The sequence below is a fragment of the Streptococcus sp. HMSC072G04 genome (genome assembly GCF_001813295.1).
Classification (GTDB): Bacteria; Bacillota; Bacilli; order Lactobacillales; family Streptococcaceae; genus Streptococcus.
Genome location: NZ_KV812021.1, coordinates 37,536 through 56,481 on the forward strand (window position 1 = coordinate 37,536; position 18,946 = coordinate 56,481).

17 protein-coding genes are annotated in these 18,946 nt (G+C 44.4%); all 17 read left to right on the forward strand.

Going from position 1 to position 18,946, the window contains the following annotated elements; translation table 11 throughout:
- Window positions 1-134: 134 nt before the first annotated feature.
- The 17 genes from HMPREF2904_RS05410 (at window position 135) to rpoE (ending at window position 18,908) form a co-directional block, all read left to right on the forward strand.
- Entirely contained in the window at window positions 135-401 is a 267-nt protein-coding gene (locus HMPREF2904_RS05410; RefSeq protein WP_003004214.1) for an ACT domain-containing protein, read from the forward strand.
- An 18-nt stretch (window positions 402-419) separates the two neighbouring features.
- Window positions 420-1,757 carry a PFL family protein gene (locus tag HMPREF2904_RS05415; RefSeq protein ID WP_070660752.1) on the forward strand — a complete coding sequence of 446 codons (1,338 nt, stop codon included), beginning with the start codon at window positions 420-422 and terminating at the stop codon, window positions 1,755-1,757.
- Between the two features lie 81 nt (window positions 1,758-1,838).
- A complete protein-coding gene (locus tag HMPREF2904_RS05420; protein ID WP_070660755.1) occupies window positions 1,839-2,528 on the forward strand; it encodes a histidine phosphatase family protein in 690 nt (229 codons plus the stop codon).
- A gap of 123 nt (window positions 2,529-2,651) precedes the next feature.
- On the forward strand, window positions 2,652-3,353 hold the full coding sequence (locus HMPREF2904_RS05425) for a histidine phosphatase family protein (protein WP_070660757.1): 702 nt from the start codon (window positions 2,652-2,654) through the stop codon (window positions 3,351-3,353).
- Window positions 3,343-4,116 (forward strand): M15 family metallopeptidase, encoded by a 774-nt coding sequence (locus HMPREF2904_RS05430; RefSeq protein WP_070660760.1) that lies wholly within the window; start codon window positions 3,343-3,345, stop codon window positions 4,114-4,116. Before HMPREF2904_RS05425 ends, HMPREF2904_RS05430 begins: the two co-directional genes overlap by 11 nt.
- Window positions 4,117-4,284: 168 nt before the next feature.
- Window positions 4,285-5,319: a heat-inducible transcriptional repressor HrcA gene (gene hrcA, locus HMPREF2904_RS05435; RefSeq protein ID WP_070660763.1), complete on the forward strand. Its 1,035-nt coding sequence runs from the start codon at window positions 4,285-4,287 to the stop codon at window positions 5,317-5,319.
- Between the two features lie 24 nt (window positions 5,320-5,343).
- On the forward strand, window positions 5,344-5,868 hold the full coding sequence (gene grpE / locus HMPREF2904_RS05440; RefSeq protein ID WP_287517046.1) for a nucleotide exchange factor GrpE: 525 nt from the start codon (window positions 5,344-5,346) through the stop codon (window positions 5,866-5,868).
- Between the two features lie 255 nt (window positions 5,869-6,123).
- On the forward strand, window positions 6,124-7,947 hold the full coding sequence (dnaK, locus tag HMPREF2904_RS05445; protein ID WP_049497638.1) for a molecular chaperone DnaK: 1,824 nt from the start codon (window positions 6,124-6,126) through the stop codon (window positions 7,945-7,947).
- A 191-nt stretch (window positions 7,948-8,138) separates the two neighbouring features.
- Window positions 8,139-8,771, forward strand: a complete 633-nt coding sequence (locus HMPREF2904_RS05450) for a DJ-1/PfpI family protein (protein WP_070660770.1) — start codon at window positions 8,139-8,141, stop codon at window positions 8,769-8,771.
- 266 nt (window positions 8,772-9,037) lie between these two features.
- Complete coding sequence (gene dnaJ / locus HMPREF2904_RS05455; RefSeq protein WP_070660773.1) at window positions 9,038-10,171, forward strand: molecular chaperone DnaJ; 1,134 nt, start codon at window positions 9,038-9,040, stop codon at window positions 10,169-10,171.
- A gap of 161 nt (window positions 10,172-10,332) precedes the next feature.
- On the forward strand, window positions 10,333-13,869 hold the full coding sequence (locus HMPREF2904_RS05460; protein ID WP_070660776.1) for a family 20 glycosylhydrolase: 3,537 nt from the start codon (window positions 10,333-10,335) through the stop codon (window positions 13,867-13,869).
- Between the two features lie 289 nt (window positions 13,870-14,158).
- Window positions 14,159-14,905: a tRNA pseudouridine(38-40) synthase TruA gene (truA, locus tag HMPREF2904_RS05465; RefSeq protein WP_070660778.1), complete on the forward strand. Its 747-nt coding sequence runs from the start codon at window positions 14,159-14,161 to the stop codon at window positions 14,903-14,905.
- The gene (locus HMPREF2904_RS05470) at window positions 14,898-15,659 is read left to right on the forward strand and encodes a bifunctional hydroxymethylpyrimidine kinase/phosphomethylpyrimidine kinase (RefSeq protein WP_070660782.1); all 762 of its coding nucleotides are present in this window, start codon (window positions 14,898-14,900) and stop codon (window positions 15,657-15,659) included. The genes truA and HMPREF2904_RS05470 overlap by 8 nt, the downstream gene beginning before the upstream one ends.
- On the forward strand, window positions 15,649-16,119 hold the full coding sequence (locus HMPREF2904_RS05475) for an ECF transporter S component (RefSeq protein ID WP_003010175.1): 471 nt from the start codon (window positions 15,649-15,651) through the stop codon (window positions 16,117-16,119). The genes HMPREF2904_RS05470 and HMPREF2904_RS05475 overlap by 11 nt, the downstream gene beginning before the upstream one ends.
- 3 nt (window positions 16,120-16,122) lie before the next feature.
- A complete protein-coding gene (locus HMPREF2904_RS05480) occupies window positions 16,123-16,686 on the forward strand; it encodes a TIGR01440 family protein (protein WP_070660785.1) in 564 nt (187 codons plus the stop codon).
- A 128-nt stretch (window positions 16,687-16,814) separates the two neighbouring features.
- A complete protein-coding gene (gene tig, locus HMPREF2904_RS05485; RefSeq protein ID WP_070660788.1) occupies window positions 16,815-18,098 on the forward strand; it encodes a trigger factor in 1,284 nt (427 codons plus the stop codon).
- Window positions 18,099-18,323: 225 nt separating this feature from the next.
- The gene (rpoE, locus tag HMPREF2904_RS05490; protein ID WP_003010182.1) at window positions 18,324-18,908 is read left to right on the forward strand and encodes a DNA-directed RNA polymerase subunit delta; all 585 of its coding nucleotides are present in this window, start codon (window positions 18,324-18,326) and stop codon (window positions 18,906-18,908) included.
- The last annotated feature ends 38 nt before the right edge of the window (window positions 18,909-18,946 follow it).

Sequence of the window (18,946 nt, forward strand, 5' to 3'; positions counted from 1 at the left end):
GAGGCTAGGACTTTTGTCCCAGCCTCTTTATTTTTTTATACACGTTTAATATATCCGAACGTTCCCAGTTGAGAAGGGCGATTTTAAGGGGATTGTGCTACAATGGAAGCAAATAGATAGAATGGAGCAGTGAAATGAAAGCAATTATTACAGTCGTTGGTAAAGACCAAAAAGGAATCGTAGCGGGTGTTGCAACGAAAGTGGCAGAATTAGGACTCAATATCGATGATATCTCTCAAACCGTATTGGATGAGTACTTCACCATGATGGCAGTCGTATCATCGGATGAGAAAAAAGATTTCACACAGCTCCGTTCAGAGTTGGAAGAATTCGGTCAGTCTCTGCATGTGAAAATCAATATCCAAAGCGCAGCGATTTTTGATGCCATGCACAATTTGTAAGATAGGGGTTGAGAATTTATGGACATTAAACAGGTAACAGAAACCATTGCCATGATTGAGGAGCAGAACTTCGATGTTCGGACTATCACCATGGGGATCTCCCTTCTCGATTGTATTGATCCAGATATCGAAAAGGCAGCGGAAAAAGTCTACCATAAGATTGTGACAAAGGCCAAAGACCTAGTGGCTGTTGGAGACGAGATTGCGGCAGAACTTGGCATTCCCATTGTGAATAAGCGGGTTTCGGTCACTCCGATTTCTATTATCGGAGCTGCAACAGATGCGACAGATTATGTACCCTTTGCTAAGGCACTGGATCGTGCAGCTAAGGAAGTTGGGGTCAACTTTATCGGTGGCTTCTCAGCCCTTGTTCAAAAAGGCTACCAAAAGGGGGATGAAATTCTCATTAATTCTATTCCTCGCGCCCTTGCAGAGACGGATTTTGTCTGCTCTTCAGTCAATATCGGATCGACCAAGACGGGGATCAATATGACCGCTGTCCGAGACATGGGCCGCATCATAAAAGAGGCTTCCCAAGCGGATCCGATGGGGCCTGGTAAGCTCGTAGTTTTTGCCAATGCAGTAGAAGATAATCCTTTTATGGCGGGTGCCTTCCACGGTGTCGGTGAAGCGGATGTTGTCATTAACGTTGGGGTTTCAGGACCAGGTGTCGTCCAACGGGCCATCGAAAAAGTTCCAGGCGCTAGCTTTGATGTATTGGCTGAAACAGTCAAGAAGACAGCTTTCAAGATTACCCGTGTTGGGCAATTAGTGGGTCAAATGGCTAGTGAACGTCTCGGTGTTGAGTTTGGGATTGTAGACTTGTCTCTCGCGCCAACACCAGCTGTTGGAGATTCGGTTGCCCGTGTCCTTGAAGCCATGGGGCTTGAAGTAGTAGGAACCCACGGGACAACCGCAGCCCTTGCCCTGCTCAATGACCAAGTGAAAAAAGGTGGCATCATGGCTTGTAACCAAGTCGGTGGTTTGTCAGGTGCCTTCATTCCTGTCTCAGAAGATGAAGGGATGATTGCGGCGGTCCAATCAGGCCATATCAACCTGGAAAAATTGGAAGCTATGACAGCTATCTGTTCAGTTGGTCTAGATATGATTGCCATCCCGGCTGATACTCCAGATACAACCATTGCGGCCATGATCGCCGATGAAGCAGCTATCGGCGTTATCAACCAAAAGACAACAGCGGTTCGGATTATTCCTTATGGAAAAGAAGGCGATATGTTAGAGCTTGGTGGACTTCTTGGATCTGCTCCGGTAATGAAGGTCAACAAAGCTTCGTCAGCTGATTTCATTGCCCGTGGTGGTCAAATTCCAGCTCCGGTTCATAGCTTTAAAAACTAAGAGAAATCTAGTATAATAGTAGAAAATAGAAAAGTCTGTGATGATGAAACTCCAGACTTTTTTCTTGCAAAAGGAGACAAGATGGCTAAAACAAGATTATTTGTGATTCGTCATGGGAGAACCATGTTTAATACCATCGGCCGAGCTCAAGGCTGGTCCGATACGCCCTTGACAGCAGAAGGAGAACGAGGGATTCAGGCTCTAGGGATCGGCTTGCGTGAGTCTGGCTTGGAGTTTACTCGAGCTTATTCCAGTGATTCAGGCCGTGCCATTCAGACCATGGGGATCATTCTCGATGAATTGGGCTTGAAAGAAAAGATTCCTTATCGCTTTGACAAACGAATCCGCGAGTGGTGTTTTGGTAGCTTTGATGGGGCCTACGGTGGGGAGCTCTTTCATGGTGTCGTGCCGCGTGTGCTAGATGTAGAAGATTATAAGACCTTGACCTTGGAAGACTTGGCCAATGGCATCTGCCAAGTAGATACAGCAAATTGGGCTGAACCTTGGGAGGTTTTGAAAAGCAGAATCCTAGAAGGTTTCGAAGCTATTGCCAAAGAAGTAGAAGAAAATGGTGGAGGCAATGCCTTGGTGGTCAGCCATAGTTGGACCATTCAAACCTTGGTCTGCTTAGTTGAAGGCAAACCAAATCTCAATCTGCCTCTTTCAAACGGTAGTGTTACTCTTGTAGAATATGAAGATGGAGAATTGACGGTTAAGGGGGTTGGAGATAGCAGTTACCGTGAGGTCGGTGAAAACTTGCAAGAATCCTAGTTCGTCCTGAAAGGCTGACCCTTTGGTCATGGCCTTTTCTTTTTCTCAAAACTTGTAAGAGCTTTCCTACTTTCTTTTTGTAAAAAATGATATAATGAAAGAGGTACATACGGAGGTAATACAATGACAAAAACCAGATTATATATTGCTCGTCATGGAAAAACCATGTTTAATACCATTGGACGGGCACAGGGCTGGTCAGACACTCCGCTGACAGAAGCAGGAGAGCGTGGAATTCGAGAATTAGGTCTTGGTCTCAAGGAAGCTGGTCTTTCTTTTGAAGAGGCTGTTTCGAGTGATTCTGGACGCACCATTCAAACCATGGGAATTATTCTTCAAGAACTTGGTCTGACAGGGAAAATCCCTTATCGTTATGACAAACGGATCCGCGAGTGGTGTTTTGGTAGTTTTGACGGCGCTTATGATGGCGATCTCTTCATGGGGGTTTTACCCCGTGTCTTTAAGGTCGACGATTTCCATCAGTTGAGCCTAATGGAGTTAGCAGAAGGAATCGTCGAAGTGGATACCACTGGTTGGGCTGAATCCTGGGGAACCTTGAGTAGTCGGATCAAAGAAGGTTTTGAAGCCATCGCAAAAGAGGTAGAAGCAGCTGGTGGTGGCAATGCTATTGTAGTCAGCCATGGCATGACCATTACGACCTTGATTTATCTCATCGATCCTAAGGCTGTCGAAGAATTAGTCTTGGACAACGGAAGCGTAACGGTTTTGTCTTATGAAGATGGCGCCTTTCATATTGAAAAGATTGGGGATCTATCTTATCGTAAGGTTGGAGCAAAACTCCTAGAGGATGGTCATGACGAATAAGTATAGACGCGCACGAAAAAAACGTAAGAAATGGTGGCCTTACCTATTGAGTTTCTTTCTTCTTGTGGTCCTTGGATCGGGAATTGGTGCTTACTTAGCGAAGCCAAGCTTGTTTTCAGGGCTTCAGTTTTTGAAGTCTAAAAAAACAGCTGTAACGACTCCCTCTTCTTCTAAGAAAAAGAAAGAAAAATCAGATTTACCAGCCGTTTCGACAAAAGACTGGCAGTTGATCTTGGTCAATCGTGATAATGTGAAGCCTGAGTTGAACCCACAATTGACAGATGTAGATGCTATCAAAGTGGATAGTCGGATTGTAGAACCAACTCGTCAATTCTTAGAAGCAGCTCGCAAAATTGCCCCAGAAGAAACCTTGATATCAGGCTATCGAAGTGTGGCCGAGCAAACAGAGCTCTATAATGAGCGTGTTGCGCAACTAGAGGCTAGCGGCCTTTCGCACGAAGAAGCTGAAAAGCAGGTGCAGACCCAGGTACAGGTCCCTGGTGCGAGTGAACACCAGACAGGACTTGCCATTGATATGAGTGTCGAAGCTGGCCAAAGTGATGAGTTGGGCATGCAGCTGGCTGCCATCGCACCGCAATATGGCTTTGTGCTTCGCTACCCAGATGGGAAGAGCAACATCACGGGTGTGAATTTTGAGAATTGGCATTTCCGTTATGTTGGCGTAGAAAATGCTCAGTATATGGCCAACCATCAGCTAGTATTGGAAGAATATATTCAGCTATTGAAAAAAGCTGGCAAATAAGAGGAGATTCACTTCTCTAGGTCTTAAGAATGATTTTTAGCACTCTTGAAAAAAGAGTGCTAATTTTTTGGATTTTTCTCTTGACTTTCTTTTGGATGGGTGTATAATGGAATCATGGTTTAGCACTTGAGTGTTTAGAGTGCTAAAAAATGAAAGAGAGGTGAGGTCATGGTTACAGAACGTCAAAATGAGATTCTCAATCTTGTTGTCGATATCTTTACCAAGACCCACGAACCAGTCGGTTCAAAAGCGCTACAAGATGTCATTCAATCCAGTAGTGCGACCATTCGAAATGACATGGCTGCTCTCGAAAAGCAAGGCTTACTAGAAAAAGCCCACACTTCGAGTGGACGGATGCCTAGCCGAGCTGGTTTCCAATATTTTGTTCAGAACTCGCTTGATCTAGAGCTGATTGATGAGCAAGATGTCTACCAGGTGGTGAAAGCCTTTGATTTCGAAGCCTTTAAGTTAGACGATATCTTGGATGCTACGGCCAAATTACTAGCCCAGATGACGGGTTACACTGCAGTGATTCAGGATGTTGAACCGACACGTCAGCGCTTGACTGGTTTTGAGATTGTTCCATTATCCAATCACGATGCCTTGGCGGTTCTGACCTTGGATGAATCAAAGCCTGTCACCGTCCAGTTTGCCATTCCAAAGAATTTCTTAACCAGTGACTTGGAAATCTTCCATCAGCTGGTTCAAGAACGCTTCATTGGAAATACAGTCTTGGATATCCACTACCGCTTGCGGACAGAGATTCCACAGATTGTACAGCGTTATTTCAAGACGACAGACAATGTGCTGGATCTCTTTGATTACGTCTTCTCGCAACTGTTTCAAGAACTGGTCTTTGTAGAAGGAAAGGTTTCATCTTTGAGTTATGCCGATCTTCAGACCTATCAGTTCTTAGATAATCCCCAACATGTAGCCTTGGAGTTGCGAGGGGGAATGCCAGAAGACCAAATGACCCAGATCCTGGTTGCAGAATCTCAAGAGAAGGCCTTGAAAAATGTGACGGTGATTAGCCACAAGTTCCTAGTGCCTTATCGTGGGATGGCCCTCATGCATGTGATCGGTCCCGTAGAGATGGATTACAGGCGTGCGATTAGCCTGGTCAATGTCATCGGCCGAGTCCTAGTCATGAAGTTGACGGATTACTACCGTTACCTCAACAGCAACCATTATGAAGTAAATTAAGACCAAATGAAAGGGGTGTATGCCTTGACAGAAGATATCAAAAAAGAAGACGTGAAAGAAGAGGAAGTTGCCCAAACAACTGAAGAAGTTGTAGAGGAGTCCAACCAACCTTCTGAGTTAGAAGAAGCACAAGCGCGTGCCGAGGAATTTGAAAACAAATACCTTCGTGCTCATGCAGAAATGCAAAACATTCAGCGCCGTGCCAATGAAGAACGTCAGCAATTACAAAAATACCGTAGCCAAGATTTGGCAAAAGCAATCTTACCATCACTGGACAACCTCGAACGTGCCCTTGCCGTCGAAGGGTTGACAGATGATGTGAAGAAGGGCTTAGAAATGGTTCAAGAAAGCTTGATTCATGCTTTGAAAGAAGAAGGAATCGAGGAAATCGCAGCGGACGGAGAATTTGACCATAACTACCACATGGCCATCCAAACAGTCCCAGCTGATGACGAACATCCAGCAGACACTATCGCACAAGTCTTCCAAAAAGGCTACAAACTCCATGACCGCATCCTACGCCCAGCCATGGTAGTGGTTTATAACTAGGCTAGAGAACTTAAAAACCTTGTCCGAAACGACACTAAACTATGAAAGAAAGATTAACATTGGTTTGGCTTTGCCAATAGTGAGCGAAGCGAACCAAAGGCGATACTCTTCGCCGTGGCGGTATCTTCGCAAACTTTGAGACCTTAGGCTCAAAGTTTAGTCAAAGAGATTGACGAAGTCAAGCTCTGACGGCGTCGCCACTTAAGAAGAGTATCAAAAAGAAAAAAAGATAAAAAACAACGAGGAGAAAAACATATGTCTAAAATTATCGGTATTGACTTAGGTACAACAAACTCAGCAGTGGCAGTTCTTGAAGGAACTGAATCAAAAATCATCGCGAACCCAGAAGGAAACCGTACAACTCCATCTGTAGTTTCTTTCAAAAACGGTGAAATCATCGTTGGTGACGCTGCAAAACGTCAAGCAGTAACAAACCCAGATACAGTGATCTCTATCAAATCTAAGATGGGTACTTCTGAAAAGGTTTCTGCCAACGGTAAAGAATACACACCACAAGAAATCTCAGCTATGATTCTTCAATACTTGAAAGGTTATGCTGAAGATTACCTTGGTGAAAAAGTAACGAAAGCTGTTATCACAGTTCCAGCTTACTTCAACGATGCACAACGTCAAGCAACTAAAGACGCTGGTAAAATCGCTGGCCTTGAAGTAGAACGTATCGTCAACGAACCAACAGCAGCAGCCCTTGCTTATGGTTTGGATAAGACTGATAAAGAAGAAAAAATCTTGGTATTCGACCTTGGTGGTGGTACATTCGACGTATCTATCCTTGAATTGGGTGATGGTGTCTTTGATGTATTAGCAACCGCAGGGGATAACAAACTTGGTGGTGATGACTTTGACCAAAAAATCATCGACTACATGGTTGAAGAATTCAAGAAAGAAAATGGTATCGACTTGTCAACAGACAAGATGGCGCTTCAACGTTTGAAAGACGCAGCTGAAAAAGCGAAGAAAGACCTTTCTGGTGTGACTTCAACTCAAATCAGCTTGCCATTCATCACTGCAGGCGCTGCTGGACCTCTTCACTTGGAAATGACCTTGACTCGTGCGAAATTCGACGATTTGACTCGTGACCTTGTAGAACGTACGAAAACTCCAGTTCGTCAAGCCCTTTCAGATGCAGGTTTGAGCTTGTCAGATATCGACGAAGTCATCCTTGTCGGTGGTTCAACTCGTATCCCTGCCGTTGTAGAAGCTGTTAAAGCTGAAACTGGTAAAGAACCAAACAAATCAGTGAACCCTGATGAAGTTGTAGCTATGGGTGCTGCGATCCAAGGTGGTGTGATCACTGGTGACGTGAAAGACGTTGTCCTTCTTGACGTAACTCCATTGTCACTTGGTATCGAAACAATGGGTGGTGTCTTCACAAAATTGATCGACCGCAACACAACGATTCCAACATCTAAATCACAAGTCTTCTCAACTGCAGCAGACAACCAACCAGCCGTTGATATCCACGTTCTTCAAGGGGAACGCCCAATGGCAGCAGATAACAAGACTCTTGGACGCTTCCAATTGACTGATATCCCAGCTGCACCTCGTGGTATCCCACAAATCGAAGTAACATTCGACATCGACAAGAACGGTATCGTATCTGTTAAAGCCAAAGATCTTGGAACTCAAAAAGAACAAACGATCGTTATCCAATCAAACTCAGGTTTGACAGATGAAGAAATCGATCGCATGATGAAAGATGCAGAAGCAAACGCTGAAGCAGATAAGAAACGTAAAGAAGAAGTTGACCTTCGTAACGAAGTAGACCAAGCTATCTTTGCGACTGAAAAAACCATCAAAGAAACTGAAGGCAAAGGCTTTGATGCAGAACGTGACGCAGCTCAAGCAGGACTTGATGATCTTAAGAAAGCTCAAGAATCAGGTAACCTTGAAGAAATGAAAGCAAAACTTGAAGCCTTGAACGAAAAAGCACAAGCATTGGCTGTTAAACTCTACGAACAAGCTGCAGCAGCGCAACAAGCACAAGCAGGAGCAGAAGGCGCACAAGCAACAGGCAACGCAGGCGATGACGTCGTAGACGGAGAGTTTACTGAAAAGTAAGATGCAAAGCCCGTTAAAACCTCACAGTGAAAATAGGAAATCTGACGCAGAAACTTTAGTTTCTAGGAAGATTTATCTTTTTCACCAAGAGGTTAGGGCGTGCTCAATTCAGATTAACAACTAAATGATAGGAAGAAATCCAGAGGTTGCAACCCAGCCTCTGTTTTTCGGTAAAATAGAGGATATTGCCTATGAAAAAAGTACTTTGCTTGATTTATCCTAATTTTTCTCTTTATGAGATAACTGCTTTAACGAGTACTTTAGCTCTGTCTTTTGATGTTACGATTGATTATGCTGCTTCAGATCATTCGATGGTGGTCTCTGAGGATGGCTTACCCTGTCAACCAACGAAAACACTAGATCAAATCCGTATTGAAGAGTATTCTTGCGTGATTTTGCCAGGAATGGTCAACATAGGACCTGCCCTACAGGATGGGAAATTGATTTCGTTCTTTAGGGACCTTGGTGAGCAAGATATCCTCATTGCAGCCATTTCTTCAGCGCCTCTTTTATTAGCGAAAGCAGGTCTGTTGAAGGACACGAAATTTACAGGTGGAATTTGGCAAAACTTCTTTGACTATTTTGAATTTCTTCCACGTGAAAATTTCCAACCCAAACTGGTTGTGCAAGATAAACAGACCATTACGGCTATCGGTTTTGCCCATCAAGAGTTTGCAAGAAAAGTGATTCTAAGTTTAGGCTTGGCAGCTAATACGGACAACTATTTTAAAGAACGAAACGACTACTCAGAAGAGGATTTGATATTTACTCTATCAGACCAAGAGTTTGATCAAGTGAAGCGAAGTATAGAAAACACCCTCTAAAGATGTACATGAAAATTATAGAAAGGAACAAAGAGTGTTCGTAACTGAACACGGGTTCCATAAATTCTTACTCAAAATGAAAGAAAGGAATTGAACCCGACCTAAATCGTGGTTTGATTCACAACATCAATAGAAAGGAACAAAGAGTGTTCGGGGAATTGAACCCGAGCGGAAAGCTTGGAAATTAGATAAACCGCCTAAGAAATCAGGATTTCTTGTCGGTTTCCTAAATTTCAGTCGCTTTCTGTTCGCTCTTAGTATCTTGTATGAACAATACTGAATTTTATGACCGTTTGGGCGTTTCAAAGAATGCATCTCAGGATGAGATCAAGAAAGCCTATCGGAAATTATCTAAAAAATATCACCCAGATATCAACAAGGATCCTGGTGCTGAGGAAAAGTACAAGGAAGTTCAAGAAGCTTATGAGACTTTGAGTGACGAGCAAAAACGGGCTGCTTATGACCAATATGGTGCTGCAGGTGCCAATGGTGGCTTCGGTGGCGGAGCAGGTGGTTTTGGTGGCTTTGATGGTGCTGGTTTTGGTGGCTTTGAAGACATCTTTTCTAGCTTCTTTGGTGGCGGTGCAAGTCGTAATCCGAATGCACCTCGTCAAGGGGATGACCTCCAATACCGCGTTAATCTCAAGTTTGAAGAAGCGATTTTTGGTGCGGAAAAAGAAGTCAAGTACCATCGGGAAGCTAGCTGTCATACCTGTCATGGTTCTGGGGCTAAGCCAGGCACTAGTCCGGTGACCTGTGGACGCTGTCATGGTTCTGGAGTCATCAATGTGGATACGCAAACCCCTCTTGGGATGATGCGCCGTCAAGTGACCTGTGATGTCTGTCATGGTCGTGGTCAAGAAATCAAAGATCCATGTACAACTTGTCGTGGAACAGGTCATGAAAAACAAGCTCATAGCGTGAACGTCAAGATTCCTGCCGGAGTTGAAACAGGTCAACAAATCCGCTTAGCAGGTCAAGGAGAAGCTGGCTTTAACGGTGGACCTTATGGTGACTTGTATGTTGTTGTTAATGTTGAGCCGAGCGATCGTTTCGAACGAGATGGCTCAACCATCTACTACAAGTTAGACTTGAACTTTGTCCAAGCAGCTCTTGGAGATACGGTCCATGTGCCAACCGTTCACGGAGATGTCGATTTGGTCATTCCTGAAGGAACCCAAACCGGTAAGAAATTCCGTCTCCGTGGAAAAGGGGCTCCAAGCTTACGTGGTGGTGCCATGGGAGATCAATATGTATCCGTCAATGTCGTCACCCCAACTGGTTTAAATGACAAGCAAAAAGAAGCCCTTCAAGCCTTTGCGGAAGCAAGTGATTTGAAGGTTAACCCAAAGAAAAAAGGGTTCTTTGACAAGGTCAAAGATGCTTTAGATGATTTATAAGAATGAACGAGTTTCCTTTTGAGTAAGGAGCTCGTTTTATTTTGGATCGAATCCAAGAACTTCCTCTCCTAATTAAAGAATAATGAGAACCCTCATTGAATTTATTAAGATATCGTGGTAAATTGAAGAAAACGATTACAAAGACAATTTAGGAGGTCCTGATGAAATCACATCAACCACGTTATGCGATTCGCAAGTACGCAGTAGGGGCGACTTCGGTGCTCATAGGATTTTTTGCTGGTGCTCATGTTGTAGCTGCAGATACGCCGAGCGTTACAGACAGTTCGTCAACGACAGTTCCAACTCAGCCAAGCGAGGGTGAGTCAACGATTTCTCTTAATGAGGAAGCTTCTCAGCCAACAGTAGAAAAACTAACGGCTCCTGCTCCAATCGTTGATCAAAGTCAACCGACACTGCCTGATCGTGAATTGCGGGTATCAGATCTTGATCGTTTGATTCGCGAAGAAGCAAGCTCGGTCGCAGAGTCGGATGTGGCAGCTCAACCAGCGACAGCAGCGACGGAAACGCCTGCTAAAGATCCTGATCAGGAAGAAAAATTAGCCAAGAAAAAGATTGTTTCGATCGATGCCGGTCGCAAGTACTTCTCACCAGACCAAATCAAGGAGATCATTGATGAAGCAAGTAAAACTGGCTATACTGACTTGCATCTTCTAGTCGGAAATGACGGCTTGCGCTTTGTGTTGGATGATATGTCTTTGAAAGTGGGAGATACTTCTTATTCTAGCCAAGCCGTGACAGATGCGGTTGAAAAAGGAACGAAAGCTTATTACGATGATCCGAACGGGACAGCTTTGACCCAGGCTCAAATGGATGATATTTTGGCTTACGCCAAATCGAAGAAAGTAGGTGTCATCCCAACCATTAATAGTCCAGGTCACATGGATGCGATTCTGACGGCCATGGAACAATTGGGTATCGAAAACCCTCACTTTAATTATTTTGGTACAAAGAAATCAGCACGGACAGTTGATTTGGACAACCAAAAAGCCTTAGACTTCACCAAGGCTTTGGTAGACAAGTATGCGGCTTATTTCAGCGGCAAGGCAGACATTTTCAATATTGGTTTGGATGAATATGCCAACGATGCTACAGATGCCCATGGTTGGCAGGTTCTCCAAGCCAGCAAGCATTGGCCAGGTGAAGGCTATCCAGAAAAAGGCTATGAAAAATTCATCCAATATGCTAATGATCTAGCAGCTATTGTGAAAAAACACAAGATGAAACCAATGGCCTTCAATGATGGAATCTACTACAATGGCGATACTTCCTATGGCACTTTTGACAAGGATATCATTGTGTCCTACTGGACAGGTGGCTGGAACGGCTATGATGTCGCTTCTTCAAAACTCTTGTCTGAACTAGGTCATCAGATTCTTAATACCAATGATGCATGGTATTATGTGCTTGGACGGGACAAGGCTGGATCTGGTTGGTACAACCTCGATCAAGGTCTCGAAGGAATTTCCAAGTCAGCGATTGATGTGGTTCAAAAAAATGATGGGGCTAAGGTGCCTTTCATCGGTGGCATGGTAGCTGCCTGGGCAGATACGCCATCCGCAACCTACAAAAAAGACCTTCTCTTTAAGCTCATGCATGCCTTCGCGGACAAGAATGCGGACTACTTTGTTGCAGATCCTGAAGTCGTCGGAAAAGCTCTTTCAGAAGCTCCAACTGATTTGGATCACTATACACCGGAATCTCTAGTAGCCTTTACGGCAGCCAAAAAAGCTTTAGAAGGGGTAGGAGCAGATACGACTCGAGCAGAGGCCAAAACCTTGATCGACAATCTAAAATCAGCTCAAGATGCTTTGGTGTATACGGAAAGCTACGCGAAAGAAGTTGCTGCAAAAGAAGCAGCAGAAAAACTTGCCATGAAGAAGGTCATCTCGATCGATGCAGGCCGCAAATACTTCTCACTGGATCAGTTGAAACGGATCGTCGATAAGGCCAGTGAGTTGGGTTATTCTGACTTGCACCTCCTTGTCGGAAACGATGGTATGCGCTTCGTACTCGATGATATGACGGTGGAAGCCAATGGCAAAACCTATGCCAGTGACGATGTGAAAAAGGCCATTTTAGAAGGCACCAAGGCCTATTACGATGATCCAAATGGTCAAGCTTTGACCCAAGCAGAAATGGATGAACTCCATGCTTATGCTACTGCTAAAGGAATCGGCTTGATTGCGGCGGTCAATAGTCCTGGCCACATGGATGCTTTGTTGGTTGCCATGGAAAAATTGGGCATTGAAAATCCACAAGCCAGCTTTGATACGGTTTCAAAAACAACCATGGATTTGACCAATGAAGCAGCAGTCAACTTTACCAAAGCCTTGATTGGCAAGTACATGGACTACTTCAAAGACAAGTCTAAGATCTTTAACTACGGAACAGATGAATATGCCAATGACGCTACCAGTGCGCAAGGCTGGTACTACCTCAAGTGGTATGATCTCTATGGTAAATTTGCGGAGTATTCCAATAGTCTTGCAGCTATGGCGCGTGAAAAAGGCTTGCAGCCAATGGCCTTTAACGATGGCTTCTATTATGGAGATGAAGATGATGTTGCCTTTGACAAGGACGTCTTGATTTCATACTGGTCTAAAGGATGGTGGGGCTATAACCTTGCATCACCACAGTACCTCGCAGACAAGGGCTACAAATTCCTCAATACCAACGGTGACTGGTACTATGTTTTGGGCCATAGAGGAGAGCAAAGCTATCCACTCGATAAAGCTCTTCAACATTCAGAAACCGTTCCATTTGAACAATTAGCTTCAACCAAATATCCTGATGTCAAGATACCGACATCCGGAAGTATGTTGGGAATTTGGGCTGATGAGCCGGCCAATGAATACAAGGAAGAAGAAGTCTTCCAGGTCATGGAAGCTTTTGCCAACTACAACAAGGACTATTTCAAGGCAGACTTCACTGCTCTTAGAAAAGCAGTTGCTACGGTGCCAACAGATCTAGACATATACACACCAGAATCTCGCGCAGCCCTTGCGAAAGTCTTAGATAGCTTGAATTGGAATGTGAGTCGTGCTCATCAAGATCAGGTGGATCAAGAAGTGGCTGCTCTGACCCAAGCCCTTGCAGGGCTCAAGCCAATTACACAAGTGGGTAGCTTGGCTGAAAATGACGTCAAAGCCCTAGTGGAAGACAAACCAAGTCTTGAAATCGTAGAAAAAGAACTTGATTTTGACCTTGTGGAACGGACCAATCCAGATCTCGCTAAAGGAGAACGCAGAGTGATCCAGGCTGGGGTTAAAGGGCAAGGTCTTGAGTATGTAGAGGTTTCGGCACTTGATCAAAGTCGAAAAGTGATCGCTACAGAAGTTGTCACAGAGCCGGTTGCAGAAATTGTTGAAGTCGGTACCAAAGAAGTCGTGATCCCAACAAGCCCTTCAGTAGAAGCACCAGTGAAGTCAGATGTGCTTGTAAACAAAATGGTTTCAGATCCTTCAACACCTCAAGTGATTTCGAAAGATCAACCAGTAGCACCAGTAAATACCCCAACGCCAATTCCAGCAGCTGTGGAAAAAGAGGTTCGTTCAGAAGCAGTATCTTCTAACAAGCAACTCCCAGAAACAGGAGTGGAATCTGCACTTGGACTCGCTTTACTAGGAGCGATCTTAGGAGCAGCAGGAATGGACTTGAAAAATAAAAAAAGAGACTGAGACCTAGTTGACTTGTAACAGGCCGAAGTTAGGAGAGTGGGACAGAAATCGGTCATTCGTTAGAATTCAATTTCGTCGTCCCACCTCCGCACAGTTGAGTAGGGCTGTAAAAGCTGATGAAATCAGCGTAGTAGAGCCCACTCAACCACTGCGTCTTGCTCGACAATCCAAAAATAATTGAGAGGCTAGGACTTTTGTCCCAGCCTCTTTTTGTGTTTGTAAAACTGTACCCGGACAGTTCGGTTTTTTCACTCTTGTATCCCCTTCTATATCTTGCTAAAATAAAACCATGACACGATACAAAGCAACCATTTCATATGACGGGACCTTGTTTGCAGGGTTTCAACGCCAACCGCATGCCCGCAGTGTGCAAGAAGAAATCGAGAAGACCTTGACGCGTCTCAATCAAGGAACCCCTGTTACCGTTCATGGAGCGGGGCGAACAGATTCCGGTGTCCATGCTCTTGGGCAGGTGATTCATTTTGATATCCCCCAAGCGCGGGACGAGGAAAAGCTCCGCTTTGCCCTCGATACCCAAACCCCAGAGGATATTGATTTCATCCGAGTAGAGCAAGTAGCAGATGACTTTCACTCACGCTACAAGAAGCACAGCAAGACCTATGAATTCATCGTGGATTATGGTCGTCCCAAGAACCCCATGATGCGCCACTATGCCACCCACTATCCTTATCCTTTGGATGTAGAAAAGATGCAAGCAGCCATCCAAAAGTTGGAGGGAACCCATGATTTCACCGGCTTCACAGCTTCGGGAACCAGTGTGGAAGATAAGGTTCGTACGATTACAGAGGCTCGCTTGGTTGAGGATGTAGAACATCATCGCCTTGTCTTTACCTTTTCGGGCAATGGTTTTCTCTACAAGCAAATCCGCAATATGGTGGGAACTTTGTTGAAGATTGGAAATGATCGGATGCCGATCGAGCAGATCGATCTGATTTTAGAAAAGAAGGACCGCAATCTAGCAGGTCCTACAGCAGCACCAAATGGCTTATATTTAAAGGAGATCCGTTATGAGTAATGAATTGATTCTAGCTATTTCAGGAAATGATATTTTTAGTGGAGGAGGTCTTCACGCAGACCTTGCAACTTATACGACTAATAAACAGCATGGCTTTGTAGCAGTGACTTGTTTGACCGCTATGACGGAGCACGGTTTTGAAGTGATTCCGGTGGATCCGACGACCTTTGCCCAACAGCTCCACTCTCTCAAGGATGTTCCTTTCTCTGCTATTAAACTCGGCCTCTTGCCAAATGTCCAAGTGGCAGACTTAGCCTTGGACTATGTCAAAGCCCATGCGGAGATTCCTGTGGTACTAGACCCTGTCTTGGTCTGCAAGGAAACTCATGACGTGGAAGTGTCAGCCCTTCGAGACGAATTGATCAAGTTCATCCCTTATGTGACCATCATCACGCCAAACTTACCAGAAGCTGAGATCTTGACCCAAAGCAAGATTCAATCGCTCGACGATATGAAGGCGGCAGCGCGCAAGCTCCACGAATTAGGAGCAGCGAATGTCGTGGTCAAAGGAGGAAATCGTCTAAATAAAGAAAAGGCCATCGATGTCTTTTATGATGGGACAGACTTCACCGTCATTGAAGAGCCAGTCTTAGAAAAGAACAATACAGGAGCTGGTTGTACCTTTGCGTCTAGCATTTGCAGCCAGTTGGTGCAAGGGAAATCTCCACTTGAAGCTGTTAAAGCCTCTAAAGACTTTGTTTTCCAAGCGATTCAACATTCAGACCAGTATGGAGTAGTACAATATGACATCTAATCGAACTCAACTCATTGCTCGCCTTTCCATTTTGACAGCCTTGACAGTTGTACTTGGCTACTATACAAAACTTCCAACTCCCACAGGGATCGTCACCCTGCTAGATCTTGGCGTTTATTTCACAGCCTTCTATTTTGGGCGCAAGGAAGGTGCTATTGTAGGTGGTGTCGGAGCCTTCCTACTCGATCTGATTTCAGGCTATCCTCAGTGGATGTTCTTTAGCCTCCTCTTTCACGGGGGACAAGGCTATTTCGCTGGCTTCAAGGGCAAGGCTCGTTACCTAGGCTTGCTTCTTGCGACAGTCGTGATGGTAGGCGGTTACGCACTAGCTTCTGCCCTCTTTTTAGGCAATGGCTGGGGTGCTGCTATCTCGGACATTCCGAATAACCTCGCTCAGAATTTTGTTGGAATGGCTTTAGGCTATGTGGTCTATTATGCATTTCAAAAGAAAGGAAGCTAATTCATGGATCTGGAGCAACTGAAGAAGGATACAAAAGAAATCTTGGTAGATGTTTTGTCAAAAAGCCGTCTCCACCAAGGACAGATTCTAGTCCTCGGGATGTCTTCCAGTGAGGTTGCAGGAGGGCAAATTGGAAAGGCCTCCAACATCGACATTGCCGAAGCTATTGTCCAGACCTTGTTAGATGAGTTGAATCCAAGAGGGATTTATCTGGCGGTACAAGGATGTGAGCATCTCAATCGCGCCTTGGTGGTTGAAAGAGAATTGGCAGATAAAAAGGACCTAGAAATCGTCAATGTCCTTCCGAGTCTCCATGCAGGAGGGGCTGGACAACTCGCAGCTTTCAAGTATTTTAAGGATCCTGTGGAGGTGGAATTCATCACAGCTCAAGCAGGGTTAGACATCGGAGATACCTCGGTGGGGATGCACGTTAAACACGTGCAAGTTCCAATTCGCCCTATCTTGCGTGAACTAGGGGAAGCCCATGTCACAGCCCTCGCCAGTCGGCCAAAATTGATCGGCGGTGCCCGTGCTCTCTACCTCGATGATCCCATCCGAAAATCATAATCAGAACTAGCTTTAAAGGGCTAGTTTTTTTGGATGAAAAGAGAGGCAAAAACGTTTTAAAACTTGCAATTTCAAAGTTTTGTGGTAAAATTATAAGGAATGACTATATTATTTTAAGGAGAGACAGAATGTCTGTATCATTTGAAAACAAAGAAACTAACCACGGTGTATTGACTTTCACAATCAGCCAAGAGCAAATCAAACCTGCTTTGGACCGTGTGTTTGAGTCAGTTAAGAAAACTTTGAACGTACCTGGATTCCGTAAAGGTCATATTCCACGTCCAATCTTCAACCAACGTTTTGGTGAAGAAGCTCTTTACCAAGATGCTTTGAACGATCTTCTTCCAGCAGCATACGAAGCAGCTGTTAAAGAAGCTGGAATCGAAGTGGTAGCACAACCAACTTTCGATGTTGTATCTATGGAAAAAGGTCAAGACTGGACATTGACAGCAGCTGTTGTCACAAAACCTGAAGTAAAATTGGGTGCTTACAAAGACCTTGAAGTATCAGTAGAAGTTTCTAAAGAAGTAACTGACGCTGATGTGGATGCTCGTATCAAACGCGAACGCAACAACTTGGCTGAATTGGTTGTTAAAGAAGGTGCTGCAGCAGAAGGTGACACAGTTGTGATCGACTTCGTAGGTTCTATCGACGGTGTTGAATTCGACGGTGGTAAAGGTGACAACTTCTCACTTGGACTTGGTTCAGGTCAATTCATCCCAGGTTTCGAAGACCAATTGGTTGGACACTCTGCTGGTGAAACAGTTGACGTGATCGTAACCTTCCCAGAAGACTACCAAGCAGCTGATCTTGCAGGTAAAGAAGCGAAATTCGTGACAACTATCCACGAAGTAAAAGCAAAAGAAGTACCAGCTCTTGACGATGAATTGGCAAAAGACATCGACGAAGAAGTTGAAACTCTCGCTGAATTGAAAGAAAAATACCGCAAAGAATTGGCAGCAGCTAAAGAAGAAGCATACAACGATGCAGTAGAAGCAGCAGCAATCGATCTTGCCGTTGAAAACGCTGAAATCGTTGACCTTCCAGAAGAAATGATCCACGAAGAAGTACACCGTTCAATCAACGAGTTCCTTGGAAACATGCAACGTCAAGGAATCTCACCTGAAATGTACTTCCAAATCACTGGAACAACTCAAGAAGATCTTCACAAACAATACGAAGCAGAAGCTGAAAGCCGTACGAAGACAAACCTTGTGGTTGAAGCAGTAGCCAAAGCAGAAGGCTTCGAAGCAACTGAAGAAGAAATCAACGCTGAAATCGAACAATTGGCAGCAGATTACAACATGCCAGTTGAACAAGTTCGCAACCTTCTTTCACCAGAAATGTTGAAACATGACATCACAGTGAAGAAAGCAGTGAACGTGATCACAAGCACAGCAAAAGTAAAATAATTGAGATTAAAAAGAAGAGCCGTGAGGCTCTTCTTTTTTTGATTTCATGGAGAATCCTGGAATTTTCCTTTGACGAAAGGGGAAATTTATCGTACAATAGAGTGTAACGATAAAATGCGTGATAGATTTAGTGACGAGAAGTTTTCAATCTATCATTGAGGATAGGATGAGGTTGAAGACCGGATCCTTCTCCATTTAGGAAATGAAACATAAGGAGATTTACCCTTGGAATTAGAAGTATTTGCTGGACAAGAAAAAAGTGAACTTTCTATGATTGAAGTGGCGCGTGCGATTTTGGAATTACGCGGACGTGACCATGAAATGTACTTTAGCGATCTTGTAAATGAAATTCAAAATTACCTTGAAAAATCAAACAGCGAGATCCGTGAAGCCCTCCCATTGTTCTACACAGAATTGAATGTAGATGGAAGCTTTATCCCACTTGGAGATAACAAATGGGGTCTTCGTTCATGGTATGCCATCGATGAAGTTGATGAAGAAATCATCGCTCTTGAAGAAACAGACGAAGATGAAACTCCTAAGAAACGGAAGAAAAAACGTGTCAATGCCTTCATGGATGGAGACGAAGATGCGATCGACTACAACGACGACGATCCAGAAGACGAAGAAGTTTACGAAGCAGATCCAGCTCTTTCATATGATGAAGAAAATCCAGATGATGAAAAGAGTGAAGTCGAAGCTTACGATGCTGAAATCAATGAAATCGTACCAGATGATTTGGGTGAGGAAGTTGAATTAAGCGAAGAAGACGACGAAGAAGAGGATTCTGAAGACGAGGAAGAAGAATAAATCATAAGAAGAGGCTGGGACAAAAGTCCTAGCCTCTC